At 54.3% G+C, this 23,972-nt stretch carries 20 protein-coding genes, 1 tRNA gene and 2 other RNA genes; 14 read left to right on the forward strand and 9 right to left on the reverse strand.

Going from position 1 to position 23,972, the window contains the following annotated elements:
- Positions 1-130: 130 nt before the first annotated feature.
- Entirely contained in the window at positions 131-841 is a 711-nt protein-coding gene (locus ACUY4Q_RS00960; protein ID WP_458045291.1) for a DUF3053 domain-containing protein, read from the forward strand.
- 65 nt (positions 842-906) lie between these two features.
- Here ACUY4Q_RS00960 and ghrB read toward each other — a convergent pair whose 3' ends face one another.
- From ghrB to ACUY4Q_RS00985, 5 genes are all read right to left on the reverse strand, one after another.
- Positions 907-1,881, reverse strand: a complete 975-nt coding sequence (gene ghrB, locus ACUY4Q_RS00965) for a glyoxylate/hydroxypyruvate reductase GhrB (protein ID WP_458045292.1) — start codon at positions 1,879-1,881, stop codon at positions 907-909.
- Between the two features lie 19 nt (positions 1,882-1,900).
- Positions 1,901-3,193 (reverse strand): MFS transporter, encoded by a 1,293-nt coding sequence (locus ACUY4Q_RS00970; RefSeq protein ID WP_458045293.1) that lies wholly within the window; start codon positions 3,191-3,193, stop codon positions 1,901-1,903.
- A 138-nt stretch (positions 3,194-3,331) separates the two neighbouring features.
- Entirely contained in the window at positions 3,332-4,270 is a 939-nt protein-coding gene (locus tag ACUY4Q_RS00975) for a sugar kinase (RefSeq protein WP_458045294.1), read from the reverse strand.
- A 4-nt stretch (positions 4,271-4,274) separates the two neighbouring features.
- The gene (locus ACUY4Q_RS00980) at positions 4,275-5,024 is read right to left on the reverse strand and encodes a sugar phosphate isomerase/epimerase family protein (RefSeq protein WP_458045295.1); all 750 of its coding nucleotides are present in this window, start codon (positions 5,022-5,024) and stop codon (positions 4,275-4,277) included.
- Between the two features lie 109 nt (positions 5,025-5,133).
- Positions 5,134-6,150 carry a LacI family DNA-binding transcriptional regulator gene (locus ACUY4Q_RS00985; protein WP_458045296.1) on the reverse strand — a complete coding sequence of 339 codons (1,017 nt, stop codon included), beginning with the start codon at positions 6,148-6,150 and terminating at the stop codon, positions 5,134-5,136.
- A 195-nt stretch (positions 6,151-6,345) separates the two neighbouring features.
- On the opposite strand from ACUY4Q_RS00985, the gene ACUY4Q_RS00990 reads away from it, so the two are divergent.
- Entirely contained in the window at positions 6,346-8,694 is a 2,349-nt protein-coding gene (locus ACUY4Q_RS00990; RefSeq protein WP_458045297.1) for a molybdopterin guanine dinucleotide-containing S/N-oxide reductase, read from the forward strand.
- On the opposite strand, the gene ACUY4Q_RS00995 is transcribed toward ACUY4Q_RS00990, so the two are convergent.
- Both ACUY4Q_RS00995 and tag read right to left on the reverse strand, forming a co-directional pair.
- The gene (locus tag ACUY4Q_RS00995) at positions 8,657-9,103 is read right to left on the reverse strand and encodes an N-acetyltransferase (protein WP_458045298.1); all 447 of its coding nucleotides are present in this window, start codon (positions 9,101-9,103) and stop codon (positions 8,657-8,659) included. The two genes, ACUY4Q_RS00990 and ACUY4Q_RS00995, sit on opposite strands and share 38 nt — an antisense overlap.
- The gene (gene tag / locus ACUY4Q_RS01000) at positions 9,081-9,662 is read right to left on the reverse strand and encodes a DNA-3-methyladenine glycosylase I (protein WP_458045299.1); all 582 of its coding nucleotides are present in this window, start codon (positions 9,660-9,662) and stop codon (positions 9,081-9,083) included. The genes ACUY4Q_RS00995 and tag overlap by 23 nt, the downstream gene beginning before the upstream one ends.
- A 160-nt stretch (positions 9,663-9,822) precedes the next feature.
- On the opposite strand from tag, the gene ACUY4Q_RS01005 reads away from it, so the two are divergent.
- On the forward strand, positions 9,823-10,512 hold the full coding sequence (locus tag ACUY4Q_RS01005) for an autotransporter domain-containing protein (protein WP_458045300.1): 690 nt from the start codon (positions 9,823-9,825) through the stop codon (positions 10,510-10,512).
- A gap of 109 nt (positions 10,513-10,621) precedes the next feature.
- Here ACUY4Q_RS01005 and ACUY4Q_RS01010 read toward each other — a convergent pair whose 3' ends face one another.
- Positions 10,622-10,756, reverse strand: a complete 135-nt coding sequence (locus ACUY4Q_RS01010; RefSeq protein ID WP_458045301.1) for a hypothetical protein — start codon at positions 10,754-10,756, stop codon at positions 10,622-10,624.
- Here ACUY4Q_RS01010 and ACUY4Q_RS01015 point away from each other — a divergent pair.
- The 5 genes from ACUY4Q_RS01015 (at position 10,755) to ACUY4Q_RS01035 (ending at position 14,498) form a co-directional block, all read left to right on the forward strand.
- Positions 10,755-11,957, forward strand: a complete 1,203-nt coding sequence (locus ACUY4Q_RS01015) for an L-lactate MFS transporter (RefSeq protein WP_458045302.1) — start codon at positions 10,755-10,757, stop codon at positions 11,955-11,957. The two genes, ACUY4Q_RS01010 and ACUY4Q_RS01015, sit on opposite strands and share 2 nt — an antisense overlap.
- Positions 11,958-12,319: 362 nt before the next feature.
- The gene (gene eptB / locus ACUY4Q_RS01020) at positions 12,320-14,002 is read left to right on the forward strand and encodes a kdo(2)-lipid A phosphoethanolamine 7''-transferase (RefSeq protein WP_458045303.1); all 1,683 of its coding nucleotides are present in this window, start codon (positions 12,320-12,322) and stop codon (positions 14,000-14,002) included.
- 89 nt (positions 14,003-14,091) lie between these two features.
- Positions 14,092-14,168 (forward strand) — tRNA-Pro (locus tag ACUY4Q_RS01025).
- Between the two features lie 32 nt (positions 14,169-14,200).
- A non-coding RNA gene (locus ACUY4Q_RS01030) (RtT sRNA) lies at positions 14,201-14,333 on the forward strand.
- Between the two features lie 32 nt (positions 14,334-14,365).
- Positions 14,366-14,498: non-coding RNA, RtT sRNA (locus ACUY4Q_RS01035), on the forward strand.
- A 734-nt stretch (positions 14,499-15,232) separates the two neighbouring features.
- On the opposite strand, the gene ACUY4Q_RS01040 is transcribed toward ACUY4Q_RS01035, so the two are convergent.
- Positions 15,233-16,018, reverse strand: coding sequence for a DeoR family transcriptional regulator (locus tag ACUY4Q_RS01040; RefSeq protein WP_458045304.1), 786 nt, complete (start codon positions 16,016-16,018; stop codon positions 15,233-15,235).
- A 327-nt stretch (positions 16,019-16,345) separates the two neighbouring features.
- Between ACUY4Q_RS01040 and rbsK the strand changes: the two genes are divergently transcribed.
- The 6 genes from rbsK to dppC all read left to right on the forward strand — a co-directional run bounded on the left by rbsK (position 16,346) and on the right by dppC (position 23,965).
- Complete coding sequence (gene rbsK / locus ACUY4Q_RS01045; RefSeq protein WP_458045305.1) at positions 16,346-17,266, forward strand: ribokinase; 921 nt, start codon at positions 16,346-16,348, stop codon at positions 17,264-17,266.
- A gap of 30 nt (positions 17,267-17,296) precedes the next feature.
- Positions 17,297-18,613: an L-fucose:H+ symporter permease gene (fucP, locus tag ACUY4Q_RS01050; protein ID WP_458045306.1), complete on the forward strand. Its 1,317-nt coding sequence runs from the start codon at positions 17,297-17,299 to the stop codon at positions 18,611-18,613.
- A gap of 11 nt (positions 18,614-18,624) precedes the next feature.
- Positions 18,625-19,638 carry an aldose 1-epimerase family protein gene (locus ACUY4Q_RS01055; RefSeq protein WP_458045307.1) on the forward strand — a complete coding sequence of 338 codons (1,014 nt, stop codon included), beginning with the start codon at positions 18,625-18,627 and terminating at the stop codon, positions 19,636-19,638.
- Positions 19,639-20,263: 625 nt separating this feature from the next.
- Positions 20,264-21,871 (forward strand): dipeptide ABC transporter periplasmic-binding protein DppA, encoded by a 1,608-nt coding sequence (gene dppA, locus ACUY4Q_RS01060; RefSeq protein WP_458045308.1) that lies wholly within the window; start codon positions 20,264-20,266, stop codon positions 21,869-21,871.
- 162 nt (positions 21,872-22,033) lie between these two features.
- On the forward strand, positions 22,034-23,053 hold the full coding sequence (gene dppB, locus ACUY4Q_RS01065; protein ID WP_437434476.1) for a dipeptide ABC transporter permease DppB: 1,020 nt from the start codon (positions 22,034-22,036) through the stop codon (positions 23,051-23,053).
- A gap of 9 nt (positions 23,054-23,062) precedes the next feature.
- Positions 23,063-23,965 carry a dipeptide ABC transporter permease DppC gene (dppC, locus tag ACUY4Q_RS01070; protein WP_458045309.1) on the forward strand — a complete coding sequence of 301 codons (903 nt, stop codon included), beginning with the start codon at positions 23,063-23,065 and terminating at the stop codon, positions 23,963-23,965.
- Positions 23,966-23,972 lie beyond the last annotated feature (7 nt).

Below are 23,972 nucleotides of genomic sequence, written 5' to 3' on the forward strand. Positions count from 1 at the left end.
GTTGTGTTTGCGGTTACGTCAATAAGAATACAAGGAAAAGGGTATCCTCTGAGGCCGACCTGGACTATCCTTGTCAGCGTTGGGCACGCGGGTGCCAGTCTGTGTTTTTTATGGGTTTAAGGAGCTTAAAATGGCGACAGGAACGTCCTGTTCTCGCTGGTTTGCGCCACTTGCGGCGTTACTGATGGTGGTTGGCCTGAGTGGGTGTTTTGACAAAGAAGGCGATCAGCGTAAAGCGTTTATCGATTTCCTGCAGAACACCGCAATGCGTAGTAGCGAACGTCTTCCCGCGCTGACGGCTGACCAGAAAAAACAATTTGGTCCGTTCGTGTCCGATTACGCGATCCTGTACGGCTATTCCCAGCAGGTGAATCAGGCGATGGATTCCGGTCTGCGTCCGGTTGTCGACAGCGTGAACGCGATTCGTGTGCCGCAGGATTACATGACTCAACGCGAGCCACTGCGCCAGGCGAATGGTTCTCTGGGCGTGTTAAGCCAGCAGTTACAGAATGCAAAAATGCAGGCGGATGCTGCGCATTCTGCCCTGAAACAGTCTGACGATCTCAAGCCGGTCTTTGATCAGATTTACTCGAAAGTGGTGAGCAGCCCGGCTAATGCCTTGCAACCGCTTATCCCGGCAGCACAAATTTTCACGCAGCAGTTGGTACAGGTGGGTGATTTTATTGCGCAGCAGGGCACGCAGGTGAGCTTTGTGGCGAACGGCATTCAGTTCCCGACCTCGCAGCAGGCCAGCCAGTACAATACGCTGATTGGACCGCTTGCGGCACAGCATCAGGCATTTACTCAGGCGTGGACGGCCACGGTAAACGCGACCCAGTAAGCGCGAAGACCGTAATAAAAAAGAGGCGACAGGTTCGCCTCTTTTTTGTTTCTACAGGGAAGGGATTACTTCGTGACCTGCGGGTTAACGCAGTTTTTCTCGACCTTGCCGTTCAGTGCGGCAATAAGGTTGTCGACCGCGCATTCAGCCATACCGTATCGCGTTTCATGCGTGGCGGAACCAATATGCGGCAGTGCGACCACATTAGGTAAGGTCAGCAGCGGAGAGTCGACCGGCAGCGGTTCCTTCTCAAACACATCCAGCCCGGCGGCATGAATTTCGCCCTTTTTCAGCGCCTCAATCAGCGCATTTTCATCAACCACCGGACCGCGCCCGGCGTTGACGAAGATGGCGGACGATTTCATGAGGGCAAATTTCTCTGCATTAATCAGGTGGTGTGTCTCATCGGTATAAGGCAGGACGACCACCACAAAGTCAGACGCTTTTAGCAGGGTGTCGAGGTCGCAGTAGCGCGCCTGGAAGCGGGTTTCAGCTTCCTCATGCTGACGGCGTGCGTTGTAAAGAATCGGCATGCCGAAACCAAAGTGGGCGCGCTGAGCCAGCGCCAGGCCAATGCGGCCCATGCCGACAATACCCAGCGTTTTATGGTGGACATCGACACCGAACCAGTCCGGGCCGATGCCTTTGGTCCATTCGCCTTTCTTCACGCGTTCGGCCACTTCCACCACGCGGCGTGCGGAACTGAGCACCAGCGCCATGATGGTATCGGCCACGGTTTCGGTCAGCACGGTCGGGGTGTGCATCAACACAATTTTCTTCGCATTCAGCACATCCATATCGAAAGCGTCATAGCCGACGGAGATGGTCGATGCTGCACGCAGCTTCGGCATCTTCTCCAGCAGGGCGCTTCCCACCTTTTCACTGGAACCCAGCAGCCCCTCAGCATTGGCAAACGCATCAATGTTCTGTTCTACCGTTTCAGGACGCAGGTTCGGCACCTGCGTGATAGTGAACTGTGCTTCCAGACGACGTTGCAACTCTTCAGGCAGTGCTTTGTACAGGATGATGGACGGCTTCATGAATTCTCCCTCGTATGATTCAGGCGTGTCGTGCACCTGTGGAAATCGTTTTATCGTTAGCGGGCTTAGGACTCGGCTTTACAATTAAAGTAAGCCACACGGATGCAAAAAGTGCCACCCCCATAAAAATGTACGAGGCAGACGGGCTGCCGGTTGCGCCGTTCAGGTAGCCGACAAACCAGGAACCAAAGAAGGACCCCAGCGCCCCCATGCTATTAATGAGGGCCATCGCGCCACCCGCCACGTTACGCGGCAGCATTTCCGGAATAATGGCAAAGAAGGGACCGTACGGGGCATACATCGCGGCACCGGCGATCACCAGCAGGGTGTAGGAGACCCAGAAGTGGTTGGCGCCCACGGCCCAGGAGCCGATAAAGGCCAGTCCACCAATCAACAGCAGTGGCCAGACGAATAATTTACGGTTTTGCAGTTTGTCAGAAGCCCAGGATGCCAGAATCATGGCAATGGTTGCGGCCAGGTACGGAACGGAGGAGAGCCAGCCCACTTCGACCATACCGAGATTGGCCCCACCGTTGCGGAGAATTGACGGCAGCCACAGTACGAAACCGTAAACACCAATGCTCCAGGCAAAATATTGCATACACAGCAGGATAACGTTACGCGAGCGGAAGGCTTCGCCATAGTTACGTACTGCTTTAATTCCCTGCTGTTCCTGGTCCAGTTGTGTCTGCAGCGCCGATTTTTCATCTGCCGATAACCAGCCTACCTGCGTGGGCTTATCACGAACCAGCATCCACCATGCGAAGGCCCAGATGATGGCCGGGACCCCTTCAATAATGAACATTTCACGCCAGCCGAGCGCCTGAATCAGGTAACCGGACACCACCGACATCCACAGTACGGTGACCGGGTTACCGAGGATCAGGAACGTGTTCGCCCGCGAGCGTTCTGATTTGGTAAACCAACTGCTGATGTAAATCAGCATCGCGGGCATGACCGCTGCTTCCACCACCCCGAGAATAAAACGAATGGCGGCCAGCATCGGGATGTTGGTGACCATCCCGGTTAAGGAGGCGCAGCCACCCCAGAGAATAAGGCAGACGAAAATCAGTTTGCGCACGCTGCGGCGTTCTGCATAAATCGCGCCGGGGATCTGGAAGAAAAAGTAACCGAGGAAAAAGAGCGCGCCCAGCAGGGAAGAGACCCCTTTGGTTATCCCCAGATCGTCGTTGATACCCGCGGCGGAGGCGAAGCTGAAGTTTGCGCGGTCGAGGTAGGCCAGACTGTAGGTGATGAAAACAATCGGCATGATGTAAAGCCAGCGTTTTGCTGCATTTGTCGAGCTTTTCATAAGGTTGCCTCTATGGTTGAGGTTTGCGCCGCCGGGTTGTAGGGCCTGGGTGGCTGTGTCGCATTATATGTTCCCCTCACCCCGGCCTTCTCCCCGAGGGGCGAGGGAGAAAACGTCAGAGTGAGGATGTAAAACTCGTTATTCGCCCAACTCTTCCCGAGTCGGCAGCCCTTCGCTGTCACCCAACACCTGGATGGCGAGCGAGCCAATCTTGTTACCGCGCTGTACGGCCTGTTGCAGCGTTTTACCTTCGAGCAGAGCGCTGATAACGCCAACGGCAAAGCCATCTCCCGCGCCTACGGTATCCACTACGTTGTCCACCTTCACCGGGGCGACTGCGCCTTGCTCGCCATTAGCGGTTTTGTACCAGGCGCCATCCGGACCGGTTTTTATCACCACCGCTTTTACGCCGCGCTCAAGATAGAAATCAGCAATACCCTCCGGCGTTTGCTGGCCGGTGAGGATGACCCCCTCTTTCAGCCCTGGCAGTACCCAGTCGGCCTGGAAAGCGAGGCGATTTAACTTCTCCACCATTTCCGCTTCGCTTTTCCACAGCACCGGCCGCAGGTTCGGGTCAAAGGAGATCGTTTTACCCTGCGCTTTCATGGTTGCCGCCGCATGTTCCAGTAGCGCATAAGAGGTGGAAGAGAGTGCCGCCGCCACGCCACTCAAGTGCAAATGACGCGCCCGGAGGAAGACGGCAGCGTCAAAATCATCGGTCGAGAGGTGACTGGCAGCGGACCCTTTGCGGAAGTATTCCACAATGGGATCGGTTCCATTTTCTGCTTTAGATTTAAGCTGATAGCCCGTTGCGAAGCGGCAGTCTACGGTGACGCCACAGGTATCGATTTTCTCTTTTTTCAGGGAATTCAGAACGAAGCGGCCAAAGCTGTCGTCACCCACGCGGCTGACCCAGCTTACGTTCATGCCAAGACGCGCCAGCCCGGTAGCCACATTCAGCTCCGCACCTGCCACGCGTTTTACAAAATGCTCGGCATCGGCCAGGTCACCGGTCTCGGTGGCAACGAACATAGCCATAGCTTCGCCGATAGTGATGACATCAAGCGGGTTATGCATGGCGTTACTCCTCACGTAACAAATTAACGTAATGACGGGTGACGGCGGTCAGGTCGTCCCCTTCAAGCGGGAACTCAATGCCGCGGGGGGCATCGGGGGGCAGTTGGTTCAGCAATGAGAGCCAGCGCTCATCGGCCCTGTCGGGCGCTACGGCACGAAAACGATCGTGATGTGGCACGGCGGCCTTAACATGAATATAGCTCACGGCAGGGGCCAGGTGGCGAGCGGCCTCTTCCGGGGCATCCCCCACCCACAGCCAGTTGCCGGTGTCGAAGGTCAGCGTGACCGGAAGATTCAGCACGCTGCAGGCGGCTTTGAAGCGCTGCATGGGGGCTAATTGGCCGCATTCGGTCTGATCGTTTTCCACCACCAGCGCCATACCGCTCTCTTCCAGCCAGTCGCGCAGCTGCTCAAGCGCTGCTTTTTGCTGATAGTGGCCCAGCGAGACTTTCAGCCACAGCGCCTTCAGGGTGTAGGCTTCTTCCAACAGGGCTGGCAGGCGTGGGTTCAGCGAGCCATCTTGCAGGCACAACGGCTCGGGTGCGGAGTAACAAGCCAGCAGGTTATGGGCTTCGATAGCAAAGGAGAGTGAGGCCAGGTGGCTGAGCTCTTTCGGACTCAGCAGTTCACGACGAATTTCCACGCCGTCAGCGCCCGCTTCGGCGATGATCGGCAGAACAGCAAGCTGCCCACCGAGCGCGCGAATCTGTTCGTTGCCATAGGCGGCGGTAACCACGATGATCTTTCTTTTCATCTTCCGGCTCCTCGGAGTTAAAGACTGCATCTGCCTTTAACGCTAAATGGAACCGGTTCCAAAGAAAAGTTTAGTGTGTTGAATTTATGATCGTCATCACGAAGGGGAATTATCGTGCGGTAGAGCCGCGCACGATTAACTCGCCGGAAAAAACCCGTTCACGCACGGTATCGCTTTTCCCTTCAATGCGTTGCACTACTTGTTCAACAGCGGCATAGCCGATTTGCCAGGTGGGCTGTTTTAAGGTGGTGATTCCGACTCCGGCCAGCTCTGCCCATTCCAGTTCATCGAACCCGAGCAGGCCGATATCGCTGCCCCAGTGGAGACCGACGCGTTTTAGCGAGCGGGCGACCTGAAGGGTCAGCGCGCCATTGGCGGAGATGACGGCTTTGCGCATGCCGCGGTGACGGGTGTGGAACTGACGCAAGGTGTTATCCATCTGCTCGGCTTCATGCAGTGGCACTTCGGCGTTTTCGGCGACCACACCGGGGTAGCGGGCAAGGGTGGCGCGAAAGGCAGCGAGACGTTCGCGGCGGGTATTGACCGTGCCCAGCGGCTCGCTCAGGAACAGCAGCGCTTCAAAGCCCTGTTCGACCAGATGCTCGGTGGCCGTCGTGGCGGCCTGGGTGTTATCCAGCCCGACCACATCGCAGGCAAAGTCCGGGATTTTGCGATCGATAAGCACCATCGGCAGTGAGGATTGCTGCAGGCGGTTAAGCCCCTCTTCGCGCATCCCGACAGCATTGACCACAATGCCTTCCACCTGGTAGCTGCGCAGCAGGTCAAGGTAGTGCAGCTCCTGGTTGATTTCATTGTTGGTATTACACACCAGCGGCGTGAATCCCATCTCCCGGCAGGCGGCTTCGATGCCGCTCAGCACATGCACCGAATAGGGATTGGTGATGTCAGCGATGATCAGCCCAATCAGGCGGGTTCGCCCATGCTTCAGGCCGCGAGCCATGAGGCTCGGGCGATAGTCGAGTTCAGCAATGGCGGTTTCAATACGCGCCAGCAGCGCCTCTGACAGCAGGTGTTTTTCGCCGTTCAGATAGCGTGAAATACTGGTTTTGCCCGTTTTTGCGGCTTTCGCGACATCACTGATCGTCGCGCGCGTCTTTTTCGCCATGACTGCTTCTCTCGCCTGAAGAATGTGACCACACCATAGCGCGAAAAATGGAGCAGGCAAGGGGGAAATCCCGCTTATCTCCGTGTGTATCGCCGTCATGACGTTTAATTCTTTGCCAATTGGCCGCGCCTGTGGATGATAGAGCGCGACTTTCCTATTCCATAAGGCTGCGACAACGACGCGGCCATCACCTGCATGCACCAGGAGCGCGCGTTGGCAAACTCTGACATTAAAACCATTCTGACGGCTGCCCACTGGGGGCCGATGCTGGTCGACACCGACGGCGAAACGGTCTTCTCCTCCCGTGGCGCGTTACCCACTGACCATCCGAACTCGCTGCAAACGGTTGTGCGCGATCAGGTGCACAGTAAAACCCGTGTACGTTTCCCTATGGTACGCAAAGGCTTTCTGGCCTCGCCTGACAGCCCACAGGGCCTACGTGGGCAGGACGAGTTTGTTCGTGTCTCCTGGGATGATGCGCTCGCGCTGATTCATCAGCAGCATAAACGCATTCGCGAACAGCATGGCCCGGCGTCGATTTTCGCCGGATCCTATGGCTGGCGCTCCAACGGCGTGCTGCATAAAGCCGCGACCTTGTTGCAGCGCTACATGAGTCTGGCGGGCGGTTATACCGGGCATCTGGGCGATTACTCGACCGGCGCGGCGCAGGCCATCATGCCTTACGTGGTCGGCGGCAATGAGGTCTATCAGCAGCAGACCAGTTGGCCCCTGGTGCTGGAGCATGCCGATGTGGTGGTCCTCTGGAGCGCCAACCCGCTCAATACCCTGAAAATCGCCTGGAACGCCACGGATGAACAAGGCATTCCTTATTTCGACGCGCTGCGTAAAAGCGGCAAACGGTTGATCTGCATTGATCCGATGCGATCGGAAACCGTCGACTTCCTCGGTGACAGCGTTGAGTGGCTGGCCCCGCATATGGGCACCGATGTTGCGATGATGCTGGGGATAGCCCATACGCTGGTGGAAAACAACTGGCAGGATGATGATTTCCTCAGCCGCTGTACCGAGGGGTATGCCGTCTTTGCTGAATACCTGACCGGTAAGCGCGACGGCATTGCCAAAACCGCCGAGTGGGCGGCCGGCATTTGCGGTATTCCGGCGGCGAAAATCCGTGAACTGGCGCAACTCTTCCACGAAAATAAGACCATGCTGATGTCTGGCTGGGGCATGCAGCGTCAGCAGTTTGGTGAGCAAAAACACTGGATGCTGGTTACCCTTGCCGCCATGCTCGGGCAGATTGGCCTGCCGGGAACGGGCTTTGGCCTCTCTTATCACTTTGCCAACGGCGGCAACCCAACGCGGCGTGCAGCGGTGCTGGCTTCCATGCAGGGTGCGGTGAAAGACGGTATTGAAGCGGTCGAGAAAATCCCCGTGGCCCGCATTATCGAGGCACTGGAAAAACCCGGTGCTTTCTATCAGCACAACGGGATGGATCGCCACTTCCCGGATATCAAGTTTATCTGGTGGGCGGGTGGGGCAAACTTTACCCATCACCAGGATACCAACCGCCTGATCCGCGCCTGGCAAAAGCCGGAGCTGATTGTGATTTCCGAGTGCTTCTGGACGGCGGCAGCGAAACACGCCGACATCGTATTGCCCGCCACCACCTCGTTTGAGCGCAACGATCTGACGATGACCGGTGATTACAGTAACCAGCATATGGTGCCAATGAAGCGGGTGGTGGCGCCCCAGGGCGAAGCACGAGATGACTTTGAGGTCTTTGCCGATCTCAGCGAGTTGTGGGAAGCAGGCGGGCGCGAGCGGTTCACTGAGGGCAAAACCGACCTGCAATGGCTGGAGACGTTCTATGAGGTAGCGGGTCAGCGTGGTGCGGCACAGGGGGTGACGCTACCGCCTTTCGCACAATTCTGGGAAGAGAACGCCATTCTGGAAATGCCGGAGAACGCCGAGAATGCGAAGTTTGTTCGCTTTGGCGATTTCCGCCGTGACCCGCAGGCGCATCCGCTGAAAACCGATAGCGGCAAAATCGAAATTTACTCGGCGCGCATCGCCGGATTCGGTTATGCCGACTGCCCGCCACATCCGATGTGGCTGGAGCCGGATGAGTGGCACGGCAACGCCGAGGCTGAACAGTTACAGGTGCTGTCGGCGCACCCCGCGCACCGTCTGCATAGTCAGCTGAACTACTCTTCGTTGCGCGAGCAGTATGCGGTAGCAGGGCGTGAGCCGGTGACGTTACACCCGATTGATGCCAACGCGCGTGGTATTTCTGATGGTGACCTGGTGCGCGTCTGGAACCAGCGTGGGCAGGTGCTGGCCGGAGCGGTGGTAAGCGAGGGGATCAAGCCTGGTGTTATCTGTATTCATCAGGGAGCCTGGCCGGATCTTGAGCGTGATGAAGGCGGGATCTGTAAAAACGGTGCGGTTAACGTGCTGACCAAAGATATCCCCAGCTCGAAGCTGGGGAATGGCTGCGCGGGCAATACGGCGCTGGCATGGATGGAAAAATACACCGGGCCTGCGCTTACGCTGACGGCGTTTGATCCGCCTGCCAGTTCATGATCCACGTCGGGGATTGGGTATCCTCCTGCCAGGCGCTGTCTTCAATACGAAAGCCCTGAGCATGATAGAAATTCACGGCCCGTTCGTTTTTCTGGTACACCTCCAGGCTTAAGGCGCTAAAGTGCTGTTTGACGTGGTCAAGCAGCGCTTTACCAATGCCACGCCTGACCGTGGTCGGGCGAACAAAAAGCGCGCCTATAAACTGTGTTTCCATCACGCTGACAAACCCCTGCAGCGTGCCATGTTCCTCCCAGACCCAGGTTTGTGCCGAAGGTAAGTAGACCTCACGCACCAGTTTCTCACTGTCCTGCCAGTATTTTTCAGCAATAAACGGATGCGCAAAAATGGTGCTTTCCAGCCACAGGGTGAGCAGAGGAGAGAGATTGTCATTTTGCCATTTGCGAATCATGCGGCCCTCCAGGGTGGCAGATACAGCCTGCAACGTGGTCATTCACCAGACCGCAGGCCTGCATAAAGGAGTAACAAATAGTGGTGCCGACAAACTTAAAGCCGCGTTTTTTCAACGCCTTGGAGAGAGCATCTGAAATCGGGGTGGAGGTCGGTAATTCACTGAGCGCGGTGGCGGTGGTCAATTGAGGCTCATTGTTAACAAACGACCAGACAAATTCGCGAAAAGGCTCGCCGTTTTGCTCCATCGCCAGGTAGGCGCGCGCGTTACCAATAATGGCCTCGATTTTTCCCCGATGGCGGATAATCCCGGCGTCAAGCACCAGCCGGTCAACGTCATCAGGCCCCATTGCCGCAACGCGCTGTGGGTCGAAATGATGAAAGGCATGACGGTAGTTTTCGCGTTTCTTAAGCACCGTAATCCAGGATAATCCCGCCTGTTGCCCCTCAAGGCAAATCATCTCAAAGAGCTTTTGTCCGTCCGTTTGTGGCACGCCCCACTCTTCATCGTGATAGGCGAGATAGAGGGGATCCTGAGTCACCCAACCGCAGCGTTGCATATCCTTCTCCGTAGCTGATTTTGATCAAAATAATCTAAAAGTGTGTCTTGACGTACCTGTGAAAAAGACAATAGTTAGGTTAGGGATTTTACCCTTTTAAACGTTCCAAAAAAAACGATAACAACCATGCCGAATTCGGCTCTCTTCTGGAGTCGCATTGATGAAAATATTTTACAGTGGCCGTGTGCTGGCGGTGGTGTCCGCTTGTCTGCTTTTTAGTCATGTGGCATTCGCCTGGCAGCAAGAATATATCGCGCCGGACCTGCACAATAATATGGTGGAACGCTATACATGGGACAGCGATCACCAGCCCAGTTATAACGATATCCTCGAAGAGCGAATACGTTCCTCGCAAAATACCCCTGGCGTGACCTTTAATTTGCCGGATGACACCCCTTTGGATGCCGTCAGCACGATGAGCGTCGGCTGGAATATTCCGCTGATGAAGGGCGTGGTTACCGGGCCTGTCGCGACATGGCATTACGATGGTTCCACCCCGTCAACTTACAATGAATTTGGCGACAGCGTTGTAAGTAATCACTATAGCGATCCGCTCTGGCACGCCAGCGTTAGCTCTTTGGGATGGCGCGTCGATACCCAGCTTGGTGATGTTCGACCCTGGGCACAAATCAGCTATAACCAGCAGTTTGGCGAAAATGTCTGGAAAATTCAGTCGGGCCTGAATCGTCTCTCTGCCGCTAATCAATATGGCAACTGGATGGATGTGACCCTGGGTGCCGATATGTTGCTTAATCAGCATCTCGCCGCCTATGCCTCTCTGTCGCAGTCTGAAAACTGGGTGGTCGGGCAAAACTATCTTTATAGCATGGGCGTGAGTGCGCGTTTTTAAGCATATTCAGTACATCTGGTTTACAAAATATAAACAATAAGTACGCACTCTGGCGCGATAGTGTGCACTAACTTACTTAATTAATTCGTCAGGATGCTATTTCGCGCGGTCATTCATTCCCGCTCAGCGGCATTTCATTCCTTCCCCACTGCATTTCATGCCTTTTTTGCCCTGGCATGAAATGCGCTTCGTTATCTTTGTTGGCAGTGAATTCCTTTAATTTCTTCTGCAGGACAACTGCCATGAATACATCCTTTTCTCACCGCACTCGCTGGCTCACGCTTATCGGCACCATTATTACGCAGTTTGCATTGGGATCTGTCTATACCTGGAGTCTGTTCAACAGCGCACTGGCGGATAAGCTCGATGAGCCGGTCAGCCAGGTTGCGTTTTCCTTTGGTTTGTTAAGCCTTGGGCTGGCAATTTCATCGTCCGTTGCCGGGAAATTGCAGGAGCGTTTCGGTGTCAAACGCGTGACCATGGCATCCGGTGTGCTGCTGGGTATTGGCTTCTTCCTGACCGCTCACTCCGGTAGCCTGATGATGCTGTGGCTGAGCGCGGGTGTGCTGGTAGGGTTGGCCGACGGCGCGGGTTATTTACTGACGTTGTCCAACTGCGTGAAATGGTTCCCGGAACGTAAAGGACTTATTTCGGCGTTCTCCATTGGTTCATATGGCCTTGGTAGCCTGGGCTTTAAGTTTATCGACAGCCATCTGCTCGCCACCGTCGGGCTGGAAAAAACCTTTATGATCTGGGGCGTGATGGTGCTGGTGATGATTGTCTTCGGGGCAACGCTGATGACAGATGCACCGCAGCAGAAGGTGGGGTCGGTCAACGGTGTGGTCGAGAACGATTTCACCCTCGCGCAATCCATGCGTAAACCGCAGTACTGGATGCTGGCCGTGATGTTCCTCACCGCCTGCATGAGTGGCCTGTACGTCATTGGCGTCGCAAAAGATATCGCACAGGGTATGGTGCATCTGGACGTGGCGACCGCCGCGAACGCCGTCACCGTAATTTCTATCGCCAATCTGACCGGCCGCCTGGTGTTGGGTATCTTGTCTGACAAAATGTCCCGTATCCGTGTCATTACCATCGGTCAGGTGATTTCACTGGTGGGAATGGCCGCGCTCCTGTTCGCGCCGCTGAATGCGACTACCTTCTTTGCCGCGATTGCCTGCGTGGCCTTTAATTTCGGCGGAACAATCACCGTCTTCCCGTCACTGGTCAGCGAATTCTTTGGTCTGAATAACCTGGCGAAAAACTATGGCGTGATTTACTTAGGCTTTGGTATCGGCAGCATTTGCGGGTCCATTATTGCCTCCCTGTTTGGCGGCTTCTACGTCACCTTCTGCGTCATTTTTGCTCTGCTGATTCTCTCGCTGGCGTTGTCGACCACTATTCGTCAGCCGCAGCGTCGTACTTACAGCCATGCGCATGCCTGATAACTAAAACCGTGACAAAAGCCGCCTTTATACTGGCGGCTTTTTTGTGCCTGCTATTTACCGTTTCTCTCGCCCCGGCATTCGGGAGTAAAAACGGCAGGCGCCGTGAAAAAAGCACGGCAGAAACGCGTGATGAGATGCTGATAATGATTCATCTAAGAAATAATCTGCTGTATGTCATATATTTTTGTAAATAAATGACCGGATCGCATTCCCGGTAGACACTTTTAAGCGACCTTGTGGTCTACTTACCCGCGCATAAGAAGTTCCTCAATTAACTTCCCGCGTTGTATCTGTCTGCGAACGTTCGGAATGGCGTAAGCACGGCAGTGTTATCCCCCCCTTTTTCCAGGGTTGCTTGCATGAGTTATATAAAATCAATGACTCAGCAGAGGCTTAGCTTTCTGCTGGCGTTGTATATCGGCTTATTTATGAATAGCGCAGTTTTTTTCCGTCGGTTTGATGGTTATGCGCAAGCGTTCACCGTCTGGAAAGGACTCTCTGCGGTTGTGGAATTGGTTGGCACTGTTTTAGTGACCTTCTTTTTATTACGTATGCTTTCATTGTGTGGACGCCGCGCCTGGCGCGTGCTCGCGTCGCTGGTGGTGGTCTTTTCGGCGGCAGCCAGTTACTACATGACGTTTCTTAATGTGGTCATTGGTTATGGGATTATCGCGTCGGTGATGACGACGGATATCGATCTCTCCAAAGAGGTGGTGGGCTGGCAGCTTATCGTCTGGGTGGCTATCGTCAGCATCCTGCCGCTGCTCTCTATCTGGAACAACAAATCTCGCTATACGCTGCTGCGTCAGCTTCGCACACCGGGTCAGCGGGTGAAAAGCTTGTCGCTGGTTGTGGTGGCGGCGTTGATGGTCTGGGGACCGATTCGTCTGCTGGATCTGCAACAAAAGCATGAGGAGCGAACGTCGGGCGTGGATATGCCAAGCTACGGCGGCGTGGTGGCAAACTCCTATCTGCCCTCTAACTGGCTTTCCGCTCTTGGGCTGTATGCCTGGGCGCAGGTGGATGAGTCTTCTGATTATAAATCGTTGATTAACCCTGCCAAAAAATATACCTACGTGGCGCCAAAAGGCCTCGATGATACCTTTGTGGTGTTTGTGATCGGTGAGACGACGCGTTGGGACCATATGGGGATGCTCGGCTACTCACGTAACACGACGCCTAAGCTGTCGCAGGAGAAAAATCTGGTGGCCTTCCGTGGCTACTCCTGTGATACCGCCACTAAGCTGTCGCTGCGCTGCATGTTTGTGCGCGAGGGCGGGGCTGATGACAATCCGCAGCGTACGCTGAAGGAGCAGAACGTGTTTGCGGTGCTCAAGCAGCTCGGGTTCTCTTCCGACCTGTATGCGATGCAAAGCGAGATGTGGTTCTACAGCAACACCATGGCCGACAACATTGCCTATCGCGAGCAGATTGGCGCTGAGCCGCGTAACCGTGGCAAAAACGTTGATGACATGCTGTTGATTAACGAAATGCAGCGATCGCTGGATAATAACATCGGTGGTAAGCACCTGATTATTATGCACACCAAGGGGTCGCACTTTAATTACACCCAGCGTTATCCGCGTAGTTTCGCCCAGTGGAAACCCGAGTGTGTCAGCGTCGACGACAAGTGCAGCAAAGAGGAGCTTATCAACTCGTTCGATAACTCAGTGACCTACGTGGATCACTTTATCGACAGCGTGATTGATAAAGTCCGCGATAAGAAAGCGATTGTTTTCTATGCTGCTGACCATGGTGAATCCATTAATGAAAAGGAACATCTGCACGGTACGCCGCGTAAAATGGCGCCGCCAGAGCAGTTCCGTGTGCCGATGATGGTCTGGATGTCGGATAAATACCTGGCCGATCCGGATAAAGCCAAAATGTTTGCCCACCTGAAACAGGAAGCGGACATGAAGGTGCCACGTCGCCATGTTGAGCTGTACGACACCATCATGGGTTGCCTCGGTTACACCTCGCCAGACGGCGGGATAAATGAAAATAACAACTGGTGCCATTTGCCTGCCGGAGCAGCAAAATAAGGCCTGATGGCTTTCTCACCAGTCAGTTAGTTTTTTAACATTAAGGGATTGACGATCGCGGGGCGTGGCAGTAAGATGCGCCCCGCATTCGGTGATTGGCGCAGCCTGGTAGCGCACTTCGTTCGGGACGAAGGGGTCGGAGGTTCGAATCCTCTATCACCGACCAATTTTGAAAAGCCTGCTCTTGAGCAGGCTTTTTGCGTTATGGGGCCAGTGAGGATGAGAACCTCCGGGGGTAGAGGTTCGACCCGAGCGAAGCGAGAGAACGTTGCGTGAGCAACGGCCCGTAGGGTGAGCCACGCAGTGGCGAGTCATCCTCTATCACCGACCAATTTTGAAAAGCCTGCTCTTGAGCAGGCTTTTTGCGTTATGGGGCCAGTGAGGATGAGAACCTCCGGGGGTAGAGGTTCGACTCGAGCGAAGCGAGAGAACGTTGCGTGAGCAACGGCCCGAAGGGTGAGCCACGCAGTGGCGAGTAATCCTCTATCACCGACCAATTTTGAAAAGCCTGCTCTTGAGCAGGCTTTTTGCGTTATGGGGCCAATATGACGGTTCGGCGGATCGTTCCGTACCCCTCACCCCGACCCTCTCCCCCGAGGGGCGAGGGGGGAAAAGCGCGCCCTGTTTTGCCCATGTGCATGGCTTTTCTGTAGGCCGGATAAGGCGAAAGCCGCCATCCGGCAATCGAAATTTTGCAGAGAAGGTGAGGTGTGGTGGGTCCGGCTGAAAATCGACGAAGCGTATCCGCAGGGCCGGGGCGACGCGCAGGGATGCGCGGCGAGGGCGACTTTACAGGGACGTTACCTTCGACCGTCCCCGATAAGCCTGAAGGAATGCGCTGAGTGGACCGCGCCAGCGGCGATTTTCCTGGCCGGGAGCCCGGGTCGCCAGGGCGGTGGCGGTGAACCGCCCTGGCACGTTCACGGGTTTTGGAGCGACAGAAAAGCAAGAAACATAAGGTGAACGGAATGCCCCTCAGAGCCGCATGTTTCCCCTCACCCTCACCCTCTCCCCAAAGAGGAGAGGGGACTGTCCGTGCTCGCATTATTTTGTGGGGATTCCTCAGCCCCAGAGGGGCGAGGGGGGAAAAGCGCGCCCTGTTTTGCCCATGTGCATGACTTTTCTGTAGGCCGGATAAGGCGAAAGCCGCCATCCGGCAATCGAAATTTTGCAGAGAAGGTCAGGTGTGGTAGGTCCGGCTGAACAATGCCACCGAAATAAAATGCCCCCTCACTCCCCCTCTGAATCCGGCGTAATCACCTTCACCGAACCATTCCGGCAGTGCGCCGCATAATCCACCGGCAGCGGCTTATCACTGATCAACACATCGAACGCCGACAGCGACCCAATGCTCGCGGGCGCGACCTCATCGAACAAAGCATGGCGGGCAAGCAAAATCTTGCGCAGCCCGCGCTCCATCGCTTTCCGTTTTGTCGCTAAATCATCTGGATTAAACCAACTAACCCCAAAATGCTCATGCACCCCACTGGCGGAAATAAACACTTTCCTGGGGTTAAGGGAATCCAGTGCGGAAGGGTTATTGGAATCGTAAAACGCATCACTTTTAGCCCGATAGGTGCCGCCGCATAACACTGCCGTGGCATTGGGTTTTTCATTGAGTGCCACAAACACCCGATGCGAGTAACAAATGCCGGTAAAGGTAATGTCATCCGGGATCATGCTCACTACCAGCGGCATTTCCGGCCCGTTATCAAAAAAGACCAGATCGTTTTCACTGACCAGCCCGGCTGCCAGAATCGCGACAGGCAAATCATCCCGATGATGGGGATGTTTAACCGGTACAGGGGAAGGGGAAGAGGAGGCGGGTTTATTGACCATCACGATGTAGCCACCGAGCAGCGTGAGCGGCAGAGGTTCATCGTCCTGGCTCAGGTCGCGGCGAATCGTCATCACCGAGACTTCCAGCATGCGGGCAGCCTCTTTGAGGTGGATTCTGTCAGTCTTTTTAAGCAGCGCCATTAAGCGCCGGATGCGCTCTTTTTGCTTAGTTTCCATTCACTTCCCCGCCATTTAGCTTGCGTATGTTCCATTAGTAACATTTGTGTGGCTTCAGGAACATCACGTTGTTGCAATACTATACTGCCCAGGCACCATAATTAAAAGCACGGTCACACCCCTTTTTATTGTGATTAAATTCATTGATTTCAAACGGATGTGTTTTATTTTCCGACAAGGGGTGTGACAAGAAACACAATATGTGGTGATTAAATAAACATTAAAATGATCCTCTAATCGCGATCACAATCACAAATGATACTAAAGTAACATGATAATGTTATTTAAATATCATTGTTACGTGATTGTTTCTGAGAGGTAGTAAAAATGGATATCGCAGTGATCGGCTCAAACATGGTGGATCTCATCACCTATACCAACCAGATGCCGAAAGAAGGAGAAACGCTTGAGGCGCCGGCTTTCAAAATCGGTTGTGGCGGCAAAGGGGCTAACCAGGCGGTAGCCGCCGCCAAACTCAACTCCAAAGTGCTGATGCTGACCAAGGTGGGTGACGATATCTTTGCCGATAACACCATCCGTAACCTCGAATCCTGGGGCATCAATACGACCTATGTTGAAAAAGTCCCCTGCACCAGCAGCGGTGTGGCACCGATCTTTGTTAATGCTAACTCCAGCAACAGTATTCTGATTATTAAAGGCGCGAACAAATTCCTTTCGCCGGAAGATATCGATCGCGCGGCGGAAGATTTAAAAAAATGTCAGTTGATCGTTCTGCAACTGGAAGTGCAATTGGAGACGGTATATCACGCGATTGAGTTTGGTAAAAAACACGGTATTGAAGTGTTATTAAATCCGGCACCGGCATTACGTGAATTAGATATGTCATATGCCTGTAAATGTGATTTCTTTGTGCCAAACGAAACCGAGCTGGAAATACTTACCGGCATGCCTGTCGACAGTTACGATAATATTCGTGCCGCCGCGCGTAGCCTTCTCGACAAGGGGCTGAATAATATTATCGTCACTATGGGCGAAAAAGGCGCGTTATGGATGACCCGAGACCAGGAGGTGCATGTGCCTGCCTTCAAAGTTAACGCCATTGATACCAGTGGTGCCGGCGATGCCTTCATCGGCTGCTTCGCCCACTATTACGTCCAGAGCGGCAACGTTGAAGCCGCCATGAAAAAAGCCGTCCTTTTTGCCGCCTTTAGCGTCACGGGAAAGGGCACCCAATCATCTTATCCGAGCATTGAACAATTTAGTGAATATCTGTCCTTAAACGAATAACAATCACCCTGCAAAGTAAAAGGTAGCACTATGAACAATAAAAACATCATTCAGATGCCCGATGGATATCTGAATAAGACCCCTCTGTTCCAGTTTATTTTGTTATCCTGTTTATTCCCGCTGTGGGGATGCGCAGCAGCTTTAAATGATATTCTGATTACGCAGTTTAAAAGTGTATTTTCACTCAGCAACTTTGCCTCTGCATTAGTGCAGAGTGCATTCTATGGCGGCTATTTCTTAATTGCGATTCCGGCCTCGCTGGTGATTAAAAAAACCAGTTATAAAGTGGCGATACTCACCGGTCTGACGCTGTATATCGTCGGCTGTACGCTCTTTTTCCCGGCATCGCATATGGCGACTTACACCATGTTCCTTGCCGCCATATTTGCCATCGCGATTGGCCTGAGCTTCCTGGAGACGGCTGCCAATACTTACAGCTCAATGATCGGTCCGAAGGCGCATGCCACCCTGCGTTTAAACATCAGTCAGACGTTTTACCCGATTGGCGCGGTCGCGGGCATTCTGTTGGGCAAATACCTGGTCTTCTCCGAAGGGGAAAGTCTGGAAAAACAGATGGCCGGGATGAACGCTGAGCAGATCCACAACTTCAAAGTGCTGATGCTGGAAAATACGCTGGAACCCTATAAGTACATGATCATGGTACTGGTGGTGGTGATGGTCCTGTTCCTGCTGACCCGCTTCCCGACCTGCAAAGTGGCGCAGACGGTGAACCATAAACGCCCGACGGCAATGGATACGCTGCGTTACCTGGCAAGCAACGGGCGTTTTCGTCGCGGCATCGTGGCGCAGTTCCTGTACGTTGGCATGCAGGTTGCCGTCTGGTCGTTCACCATTCGTCTGGCCCTGGAACTGGGTGACATCAACGAACGCGATGCCTCCAACTTCATGGTCTACAGCTTTGTCTGTTTCTTCATCGGCAAATTTATCGCCAATATTTTGATGACGCGCTTTAATCCGGAGAAAGTGTTGATCTTATACTCCGTCATCGGTGCGCTGTTCCTGGCGTATGTGTCGCTGGCCCCGAGCTTTAGCGCGGTCTATGTCGCGGTGCTGGTGAGCGTGCTGTTTGGACCCTGCTGGGCCACCATCTATGCGGGCACGCTGAATACCGTGGATAACGAACATACCGAAATGGCGGGCGCGGTAATTGTGATGGCGATTGTCGGTGCGGCGGTCGTTCCGGCAATCCAGGGCTATATGGCAGACATGTTCCACTCGCTGCAGCTCTCGTTCCTGGTCTCCATGCTGTGCTTTGTCTACGTCGGTTTCTATTTCTGGCGCGAAAGCAAAGTGCGTGATGATGTGACCGCAGCCACTGCTTCTTAAGGAGAAACATCATGACAACGCGTCTTCCCTTATGGCGTTCACTGTTTACTGAACAGCCGCGCATCCTGCTGGAAAACAGTGATTTCACGGTCACCGCCTTTCGCTATGCCAGCGGGGTGGAGGGGCTGAAAGTGCAGAACAGTCGTGGTCACCTCGTTATTCTGCCCTGGATGGGGCAGATGATTTGGGATGCCGAGTTTGATGGTCATGACCTGACGATGCGCAACATGTTCAGCCAGCCAAAACCCGCGACGGAAGTGGTGGCGACCTACGGCTGCTTTGCCTTTCATTCGGGCCTGCTGGCGAACGGCTGCCCTTCGCCGGAGGATACCCACCCGCTGCACGGTGAAATGGCCTGTGCGGCAATGGACGACGCCTGGCTGGAACTGGAGGAGTGCGCGCTGCGCATTACCGGGCGCTACGAATATGTGATGGGCTTTGGCCATCACTATCAGGCGCAACCGGCGGTGGTCGTGCGTAAGGCGAGCGCGTTGTTTGATATTCAGATGGCGGTGACCAACCTGGCGTCGGTGGCGATGCCGTTGCAGTACATGTGCCATATGAACTATGCGTACGTGCCGGACGCCACCTTCAGCCAGAACATCCCGGATGAGGCATTGACACTGCGCGAGTCGGTGCCTGCACACGTAAAACCGACCGAGCAGTGGCTGGCATTCAATCAGCGGATTTTACAGGGTGAGGCCTCGCTGAGGACGCTCAGTGAACCCGGTTTGTACGATCCGGAAATCGTCTTCTTTGCCGATAAGCTGGAGGGGTATACCGCTACGCCAGAATTTCGCATGGAAGCACCGGATGGCACTGCCTTCGTCACCCGCTTCTCAAGTGCCGAGCTGAATTATGTTACCCGCTGGATTCTGTACAACGGCGATCAGCAGGTGGCGGCCTTTGCGCTACCGGCAACCTGTCGCCCGGAAGGTTTTCTGGCCGCCCGGCGTAATGGTTCGTTAATTGAGTTAGCACCACGGCAGACCCGCTCGTTTACGGTCACCACCGGGATTGCTTAATTCCGTTTAGCTGCCCTGGGTTTTGCCCGGCGAATGTTACGTTTCTCACATCGTCGGGCAAAAAAAGTCCCCTTTTTTAACCCATCCGTAACCTTATTTCACCCTGCCAGCTCACCGTTTTGTGACATATTCCATTGTATTTTTTTATATATAGTTAAATCTTTTTTCGCGTTGCTTATGGATAGAGGCAGCATTTTCCGCTGTGCGTTTTAACGTTCGCGGTATTTATCGCTCACATATTCATCGTTTCTTAAGAAATTTTGCATAATCTGTACAAACGATAAACACCATATACAGCAAATTCTTAAGCGCATTATTCTGCCATGTGGCGCATAGCACAAATTTACCTGCTGAAAATAGCACCCTGAAGTTTTTTTTAACTTTGTTTGTTGATTCTCATCAACGATGTAAATCCCCGTTACCTGTATTGACGTTTTGACATTCTATTGACAGATTGTAGGGCATGAGGGGCATTTCATGGAGAATCTGCACTGCAACTCAGTTCACCCCGTGAAAGGATTTCCCATCTCTCATAACTGCCGATAAGTCCAGGTAAAAAACAAATAAAGGCCTGTCGGATAACCCAGCGCAAGGGTAACAACACATATCACATTGGAGCAGAATAATGAGTATTTCCTTGAAGAAGTCAGGGATGCTGAAGCTCGGTCTTAGCCTGGTGGCGATGACTGTGGCAGCAAGCGTGCAGGCAAAAACCCTGGTTTATTGTTCAGAAGGTTCCCCTGAGGGCTTTAACCCACAGCTTTTCACCTCTGGTACGACTTACGACGCAAGCTCTGTGCCTATCTATAACCGTCTGGTTGAATTCAAAATCGGCACCACTGAAGTGATTCCGGGCCTGGCTGAGAAGTGGGAAATCAGCGAAGACGGTAAAACCTATACCTTCCACCTGCGTAAAGGCGTGAAGTGGCAGGATAATAAAGCATTCAAACCGACGCGTGAATTTAACGCGGACGACGTGGTGTTCTCCTTCGATCGTCAGAAAAACGATCAGAACCCGTACCACAAAATCTCTGGCGGCAGCTATGAATACTTCGAAGGCATGGGCTTACCTGAGCTCATCAGCGAAGTGAAAAAAGTTGACGACAATACCGTTCAGTTCGTGCTGACTCGTCCGGAATCTCCGTTCCTGGCCGATCTCGCCATGGACTTCGCGTCAATTCTCTCCAAAGAGTACGCGGATAACATGCTGAAAGCCGGCACGCCGGATAAAGTGGATCTGGACCCAATTGGTACCGGGCCATTCCAGTTGCAGCAGTATCAGAAAGACTCCCGCATTCTGTACAAAGCCTTCGAAGGCTACTGGGGCACCAAGCCGCAGATCGATCGTCTGGTCTTCTCCATCACGCCTGACGCATCCGTACGTTATGCCAAACTGCAGAAAAACGAGTGCCAGGTTATGCCGTTCCCTAACCCGGCTGACATCGCGCGTATGAAGCAGGACAAAAACATTAACCTGATGGAGCAGGCTGGCCTGAACGTCGGTTACATGTCCTTCAACACCGAGAAGAAACCGTTTGATGACGTGAAAGTCCGTCAGGCGCTGACTTACGCGGTGAACAAAGAAGCGATCATCAAAGCGGTTTACCAGGGCGCTGGCACTGCGGCGAAAAACCTGATTCCACCGACCATGTGGGGCTACAACGACGACGTTAAGGATTACACCTACGACGTTGAGAAAGCGAAACAGTTGTTGAAAGAATCGGGCCACGAGCAGGGCTTCACCGTTGAGCTGTGGGCAATGCCGGTACAACGTCCGTACAACCCGAACGCTCGCCGTATGGCTGAGATGATTCAGGCTGACTGGGCGAAAGTGGGCGTGCAAGCCAAAATCGTGACCTACGAGTGGGGCGAGTACCTGAAACGCGCTAAAGCTGGCGAACACCAGGCAGTGATGATGGGCTGGACCGGGGACAATGGGGATCCGGACAACTTCTTCGCTACCCTGTTCAGCTGTGCGGCTGCGAAAGACGGTTCCAACTACTCTCGCTGGTGCTACAAGCCGTTTGAAGACCTGATTCAGCCGGCACGTGCTACCGACGACCATAACAAGCGTATTGAACTCTACAAACAGGCTCAGGTTGTGATGCATGATCAGGCTCCGGCACTGATCGTCGCGCACTCCACCGTTTACGAGCCAGTACGTAAAGAAGTCAAAGGCTATGTGGTTGATCCGCTGGGCAAACACCACTTCGAAAACGTGTCAGTAGAATAATAAGCAGGATGTTCTCCCTCTCCCTCCCGGAGAGGGCAGGGGTGGGGGCGGTGCATGCACCCTCTCACCCTCACTCTCTTCTAAAAGGAGAGGGAATTTACATTTGTGAGCAATAAAGACGTCTCGCCTCCAGGCGGTGCGTCACTACAGAGAATCCGGGTTATGTTGCAGTTCATCCTCCGACGTTTAGGGTTAGTTATCCCTACGTTTATCGGTATCACCCTTCTCACCTTTGCCTTTGTTCATATGATCCCCGGCGATCCGGTGATGATCATGGCGGGCGAGCGTGGTCTCTCCCCTGAGCGTCATGCTCAGCTGTTGGCGGAGCTTGGTCTTAACAAGCCGCTATGGGAGCAATACGTCAATTATGTTTGGGGTGTCTTGCACGGTGATTTAGGCATCTCTCTCAAGAGCCGTCTTCCGGTGTGGGACGAGTTCGTGCCGCGCTTTAAAGCGACCATGGAACTGGGTATCTGCGCCATGATTTTCGCCGTTGCCGTGGGGATCCCGGTAGGCGTGCTGGCTGCGGTAAAACGTGGCTCCATTTTTGACCATACCGCCGTCAGTATCGCGCTGACCGGCTACTCCATGCCTATCTTCTGGTGGGGCATGATGCTGATTATGCTGGTTTCGGTGCAGCTTAACCTGACCCCGGTCTCCGGGCGCGTCAGCGATATGGTGTTCCTCGACGACAGCAATCCGCTGACGGGCTTTATGCTGATTGACACGGCTATCTGGGGTGAAGAGGGCAACTTCATTGATGCGCTGGCGCACATGATCCTGCCTGCCGTTGTGCTGGGCACCATCCCGCTGGCGGTAATCGTTCGTATGACCCGCTCCTCGATGCTGGAAGTGCTGGGTGAAGATTACATCCGTACCGCGCGTGCTAAGGGCCTGACCCGTATGCGCGTCATCATCGTCCATGCACTGCGTAATGCAATGCTGCCGGTGGTCACCGTTATCGGTTTACAGGTAGGCACCTTGCTGGCCGGGGCTATTCTGACGGAAACCATCTTCTCGTGGCCGGGCCTGGGGCGCTGGCTGATTGACGCATTGCAACGCCGTGACTATCCGGTTGTGCAGGGCGGGGTATTGCTGGTCGCGACGATGATTATTGTCGTCAACCTGTTGGTCGACCTGCTTTACGGCGTGGTGAACCCGCGTATTCGGCATAAGAAGTAAGGGGCCATCATGTCACAAACCACTGAAACTAAAGTTATCGCTGCGCCGGTGCCTATGACCCCGCTGCAGGAATTCTGGCATTACTTCAAACGCAATAAAGGCGCGGTTGTCGGCCTGGCGTATGTTGTCATCATGCTGCTGATTGCCATTTTTGCGAACGTAATCGCGCCGCATAACCCGGCGGAGCAGTTCCGTGATGCGCTGCTGGCCCCGCCGGTCTGGCAGGACGGCGGCACATGGACGCATCTGTTAGGCACCGATGACGTGGGCCGCGACACGCTGTCGCGCCTGATGTTCGGTGCGCGTCTGTCGCTGCTGGTGGGCTGCCTGGTGGTGGTCCTCTCGCTGGTGATGGGGGTCGTTCTGGGTCTGGTTGCCGGTTACTTTGGCGGTATCGTGGATACCGTCATCATGCGTATCGTCGACATTATGCTGGCCCTGCCGAGCCTGCTGCTGGCGCTGGTACTGGTCGCTATATTCGGGCCGTCGATAGTCAACGCGTCGCTGGCGCTGACCTTCGTGGCGCTGCCGCACTATGTGCGACTGACGCGCGCCGCCGTGCTGGTGGAAGTTAACCGTGATTACGTGACGGCTTCTCGCGTGGCGGGTGCCGGTGCGATGCGTCAGATGTTCGTCAATATCTTCCCTAACTGCCTTGCGCCACTGATTGTTCAGGCGTCGCTCGGCTTCTCGAACGCCATTCTCGACATGGCCGCCCTCGGCTTCCTTGGCATGGGTGCGCAGCCGCCAACACCGGAGTGGGGCACCATGCTCTCCGACGTGTTGCAGTTCGCGCAGAGTGCCTGGTGGGTCGTGACCTTCCCGGGTCTGGCGATCCTGCTGACGGTGCTGGCATTTAACCTGATGGGTGACGGCCTGCGTGATGCGCTCGATCCTAAACTGAAGCAGTAAGGGGTTC

This window comes from Phytobacter cepae (assembly GCF_054165735.1).

Coding starts and splice junctions, on each gene's coding strand:
- rbsK (WP_458045305.1), top strand. CDS start 16,346: ATGGATATCGCAGTGATCGGCTCAAACATGGTGGATCTCATCACCTAT.
- fucP (WP_458045306.1), top strand. CDS start 17,297: ATGAACAATAAAAACATCATTCAGATGCCCGATGGATATCTGAATAAG.
- ACUY4Q_RS01040 (WP_458045304.1), bottom strand. CDS start 16,018: ATGGAAACTAAGCAAAAAGAGCGCATCCGGCGCTTAATGGCGCTGCTT.
- ACUY4Q_RS01015 (WP_458045302.1), top strand. CDS start 10,755: ATGAATACATCCTTTTCTCACCGCACTCGCTGGCTCACGCTTATCGGC.
- ACUY4Q_RS00995 (WP_458045298.1), bottom strand. CDS start 9,103: ATGATTCGCAAATGGCAAAATGACAATCTCTCTCCTCTGCTCACCCTG.
- dppC (WP_458045309.1), top strand. CDS start 23,063: ATGTCACAAACCACTGAAACTAAAGTTATCGCTGCGCCGGTGCCTATG.
- ACUY4Q_RS01010 (WP_458045301.1), bottom strand. CDS start 10,756: ATGGCAGTTGTCCTGCAGAAGAAATTAAAGGAATTCACTGCCAACAAA.
- eptB (WP_458045303.1), top strand. CDS start 12,320: ATGAGTTATATAAAATCAATGACTCAGCAGAGGCTTAGCTTTCTGCTG.
- ACUY4Q_RS00960 (WP_458045291.1), top strand. CDS start 131: ATGGCGACAGGAACGTCCTGTTCTCGCTGGTTTGCGCCACTTGCGGCG.
- ACUY4Q_RS01005 (WP_458045300.1), top strand. CDS start 9,823: ATGAAAATATTTTACAGTGGCCGTGTGCTGGCGGTGGTGTCCGCTTGT.
- dppA (WP_458045308.1), top strand. CDS start 20,264: ATGAGTATTTCCTTGAAGAAGTCAGGGATGCTGAAGCTCGGTCTTAGC.
- ACUY4Q_RS01055 (WP_458045307.1), top strand. CDS start 18,625: ATGACAACGCGTCTTCCCTTATGGCGTTCACTGTTTACTGAACAGCCG.
- ACUY4Q_RS00975 (WP_458045294.1), bottom strand. CDS start 4,270: ATGCATAACCCGCTTGATGTCATCACTATCGGCGAAGCTATGGCTATG.
- ACUY4Q_RS00990 (WP_458045297.1), top strand. CDS start 6,346: ATGCACCAGGAGCGCGCGTTGGCAAACTCTGACATTAAAACCATTCTG.
- ACUY4Q_RS00980 (WP_458045295.1), bottom strand. CDS start 5,024: ATGAAAAGAAAGATCATCGTGGTTACCGCCGCCTATGGCAACGAACAG.
- dppB (WP_437434476.1), top strand. CDS start 22,034: ATGTTGCAGTTCATCCTCCGACGTTTAGGGTTAGTTATCCCTACGTTT.
- tag (WP_458045299.1), bottom strand. CDS start 9,662: ATGCAACGCTGCGGTTGGGTGACTCAGGATCCCCTCTATCTCGCCTAT.
- ACUY4Q_RS00970 (WP_458045293.1), bottom strand. CDS start 3,193: ATGAAAAGCTCGACAAATGCAGCAAAACGCTGGCTTTACATCATGCCG.
- ACUY4Q_RS00985 (WP_458045296.1), bottom strand. CDS start 6,150: ATGGCGAAAAAGACGCGCGCGACGATCAGTGATGTCGCGAAAGCCGCA.
- ghrB (WP_458045292.1), bottom strand. CDS start 1,881: ATGAAGCCGTCCATCATCCTGTACAAAGCACTGCCTGAAGAGTTGCAA.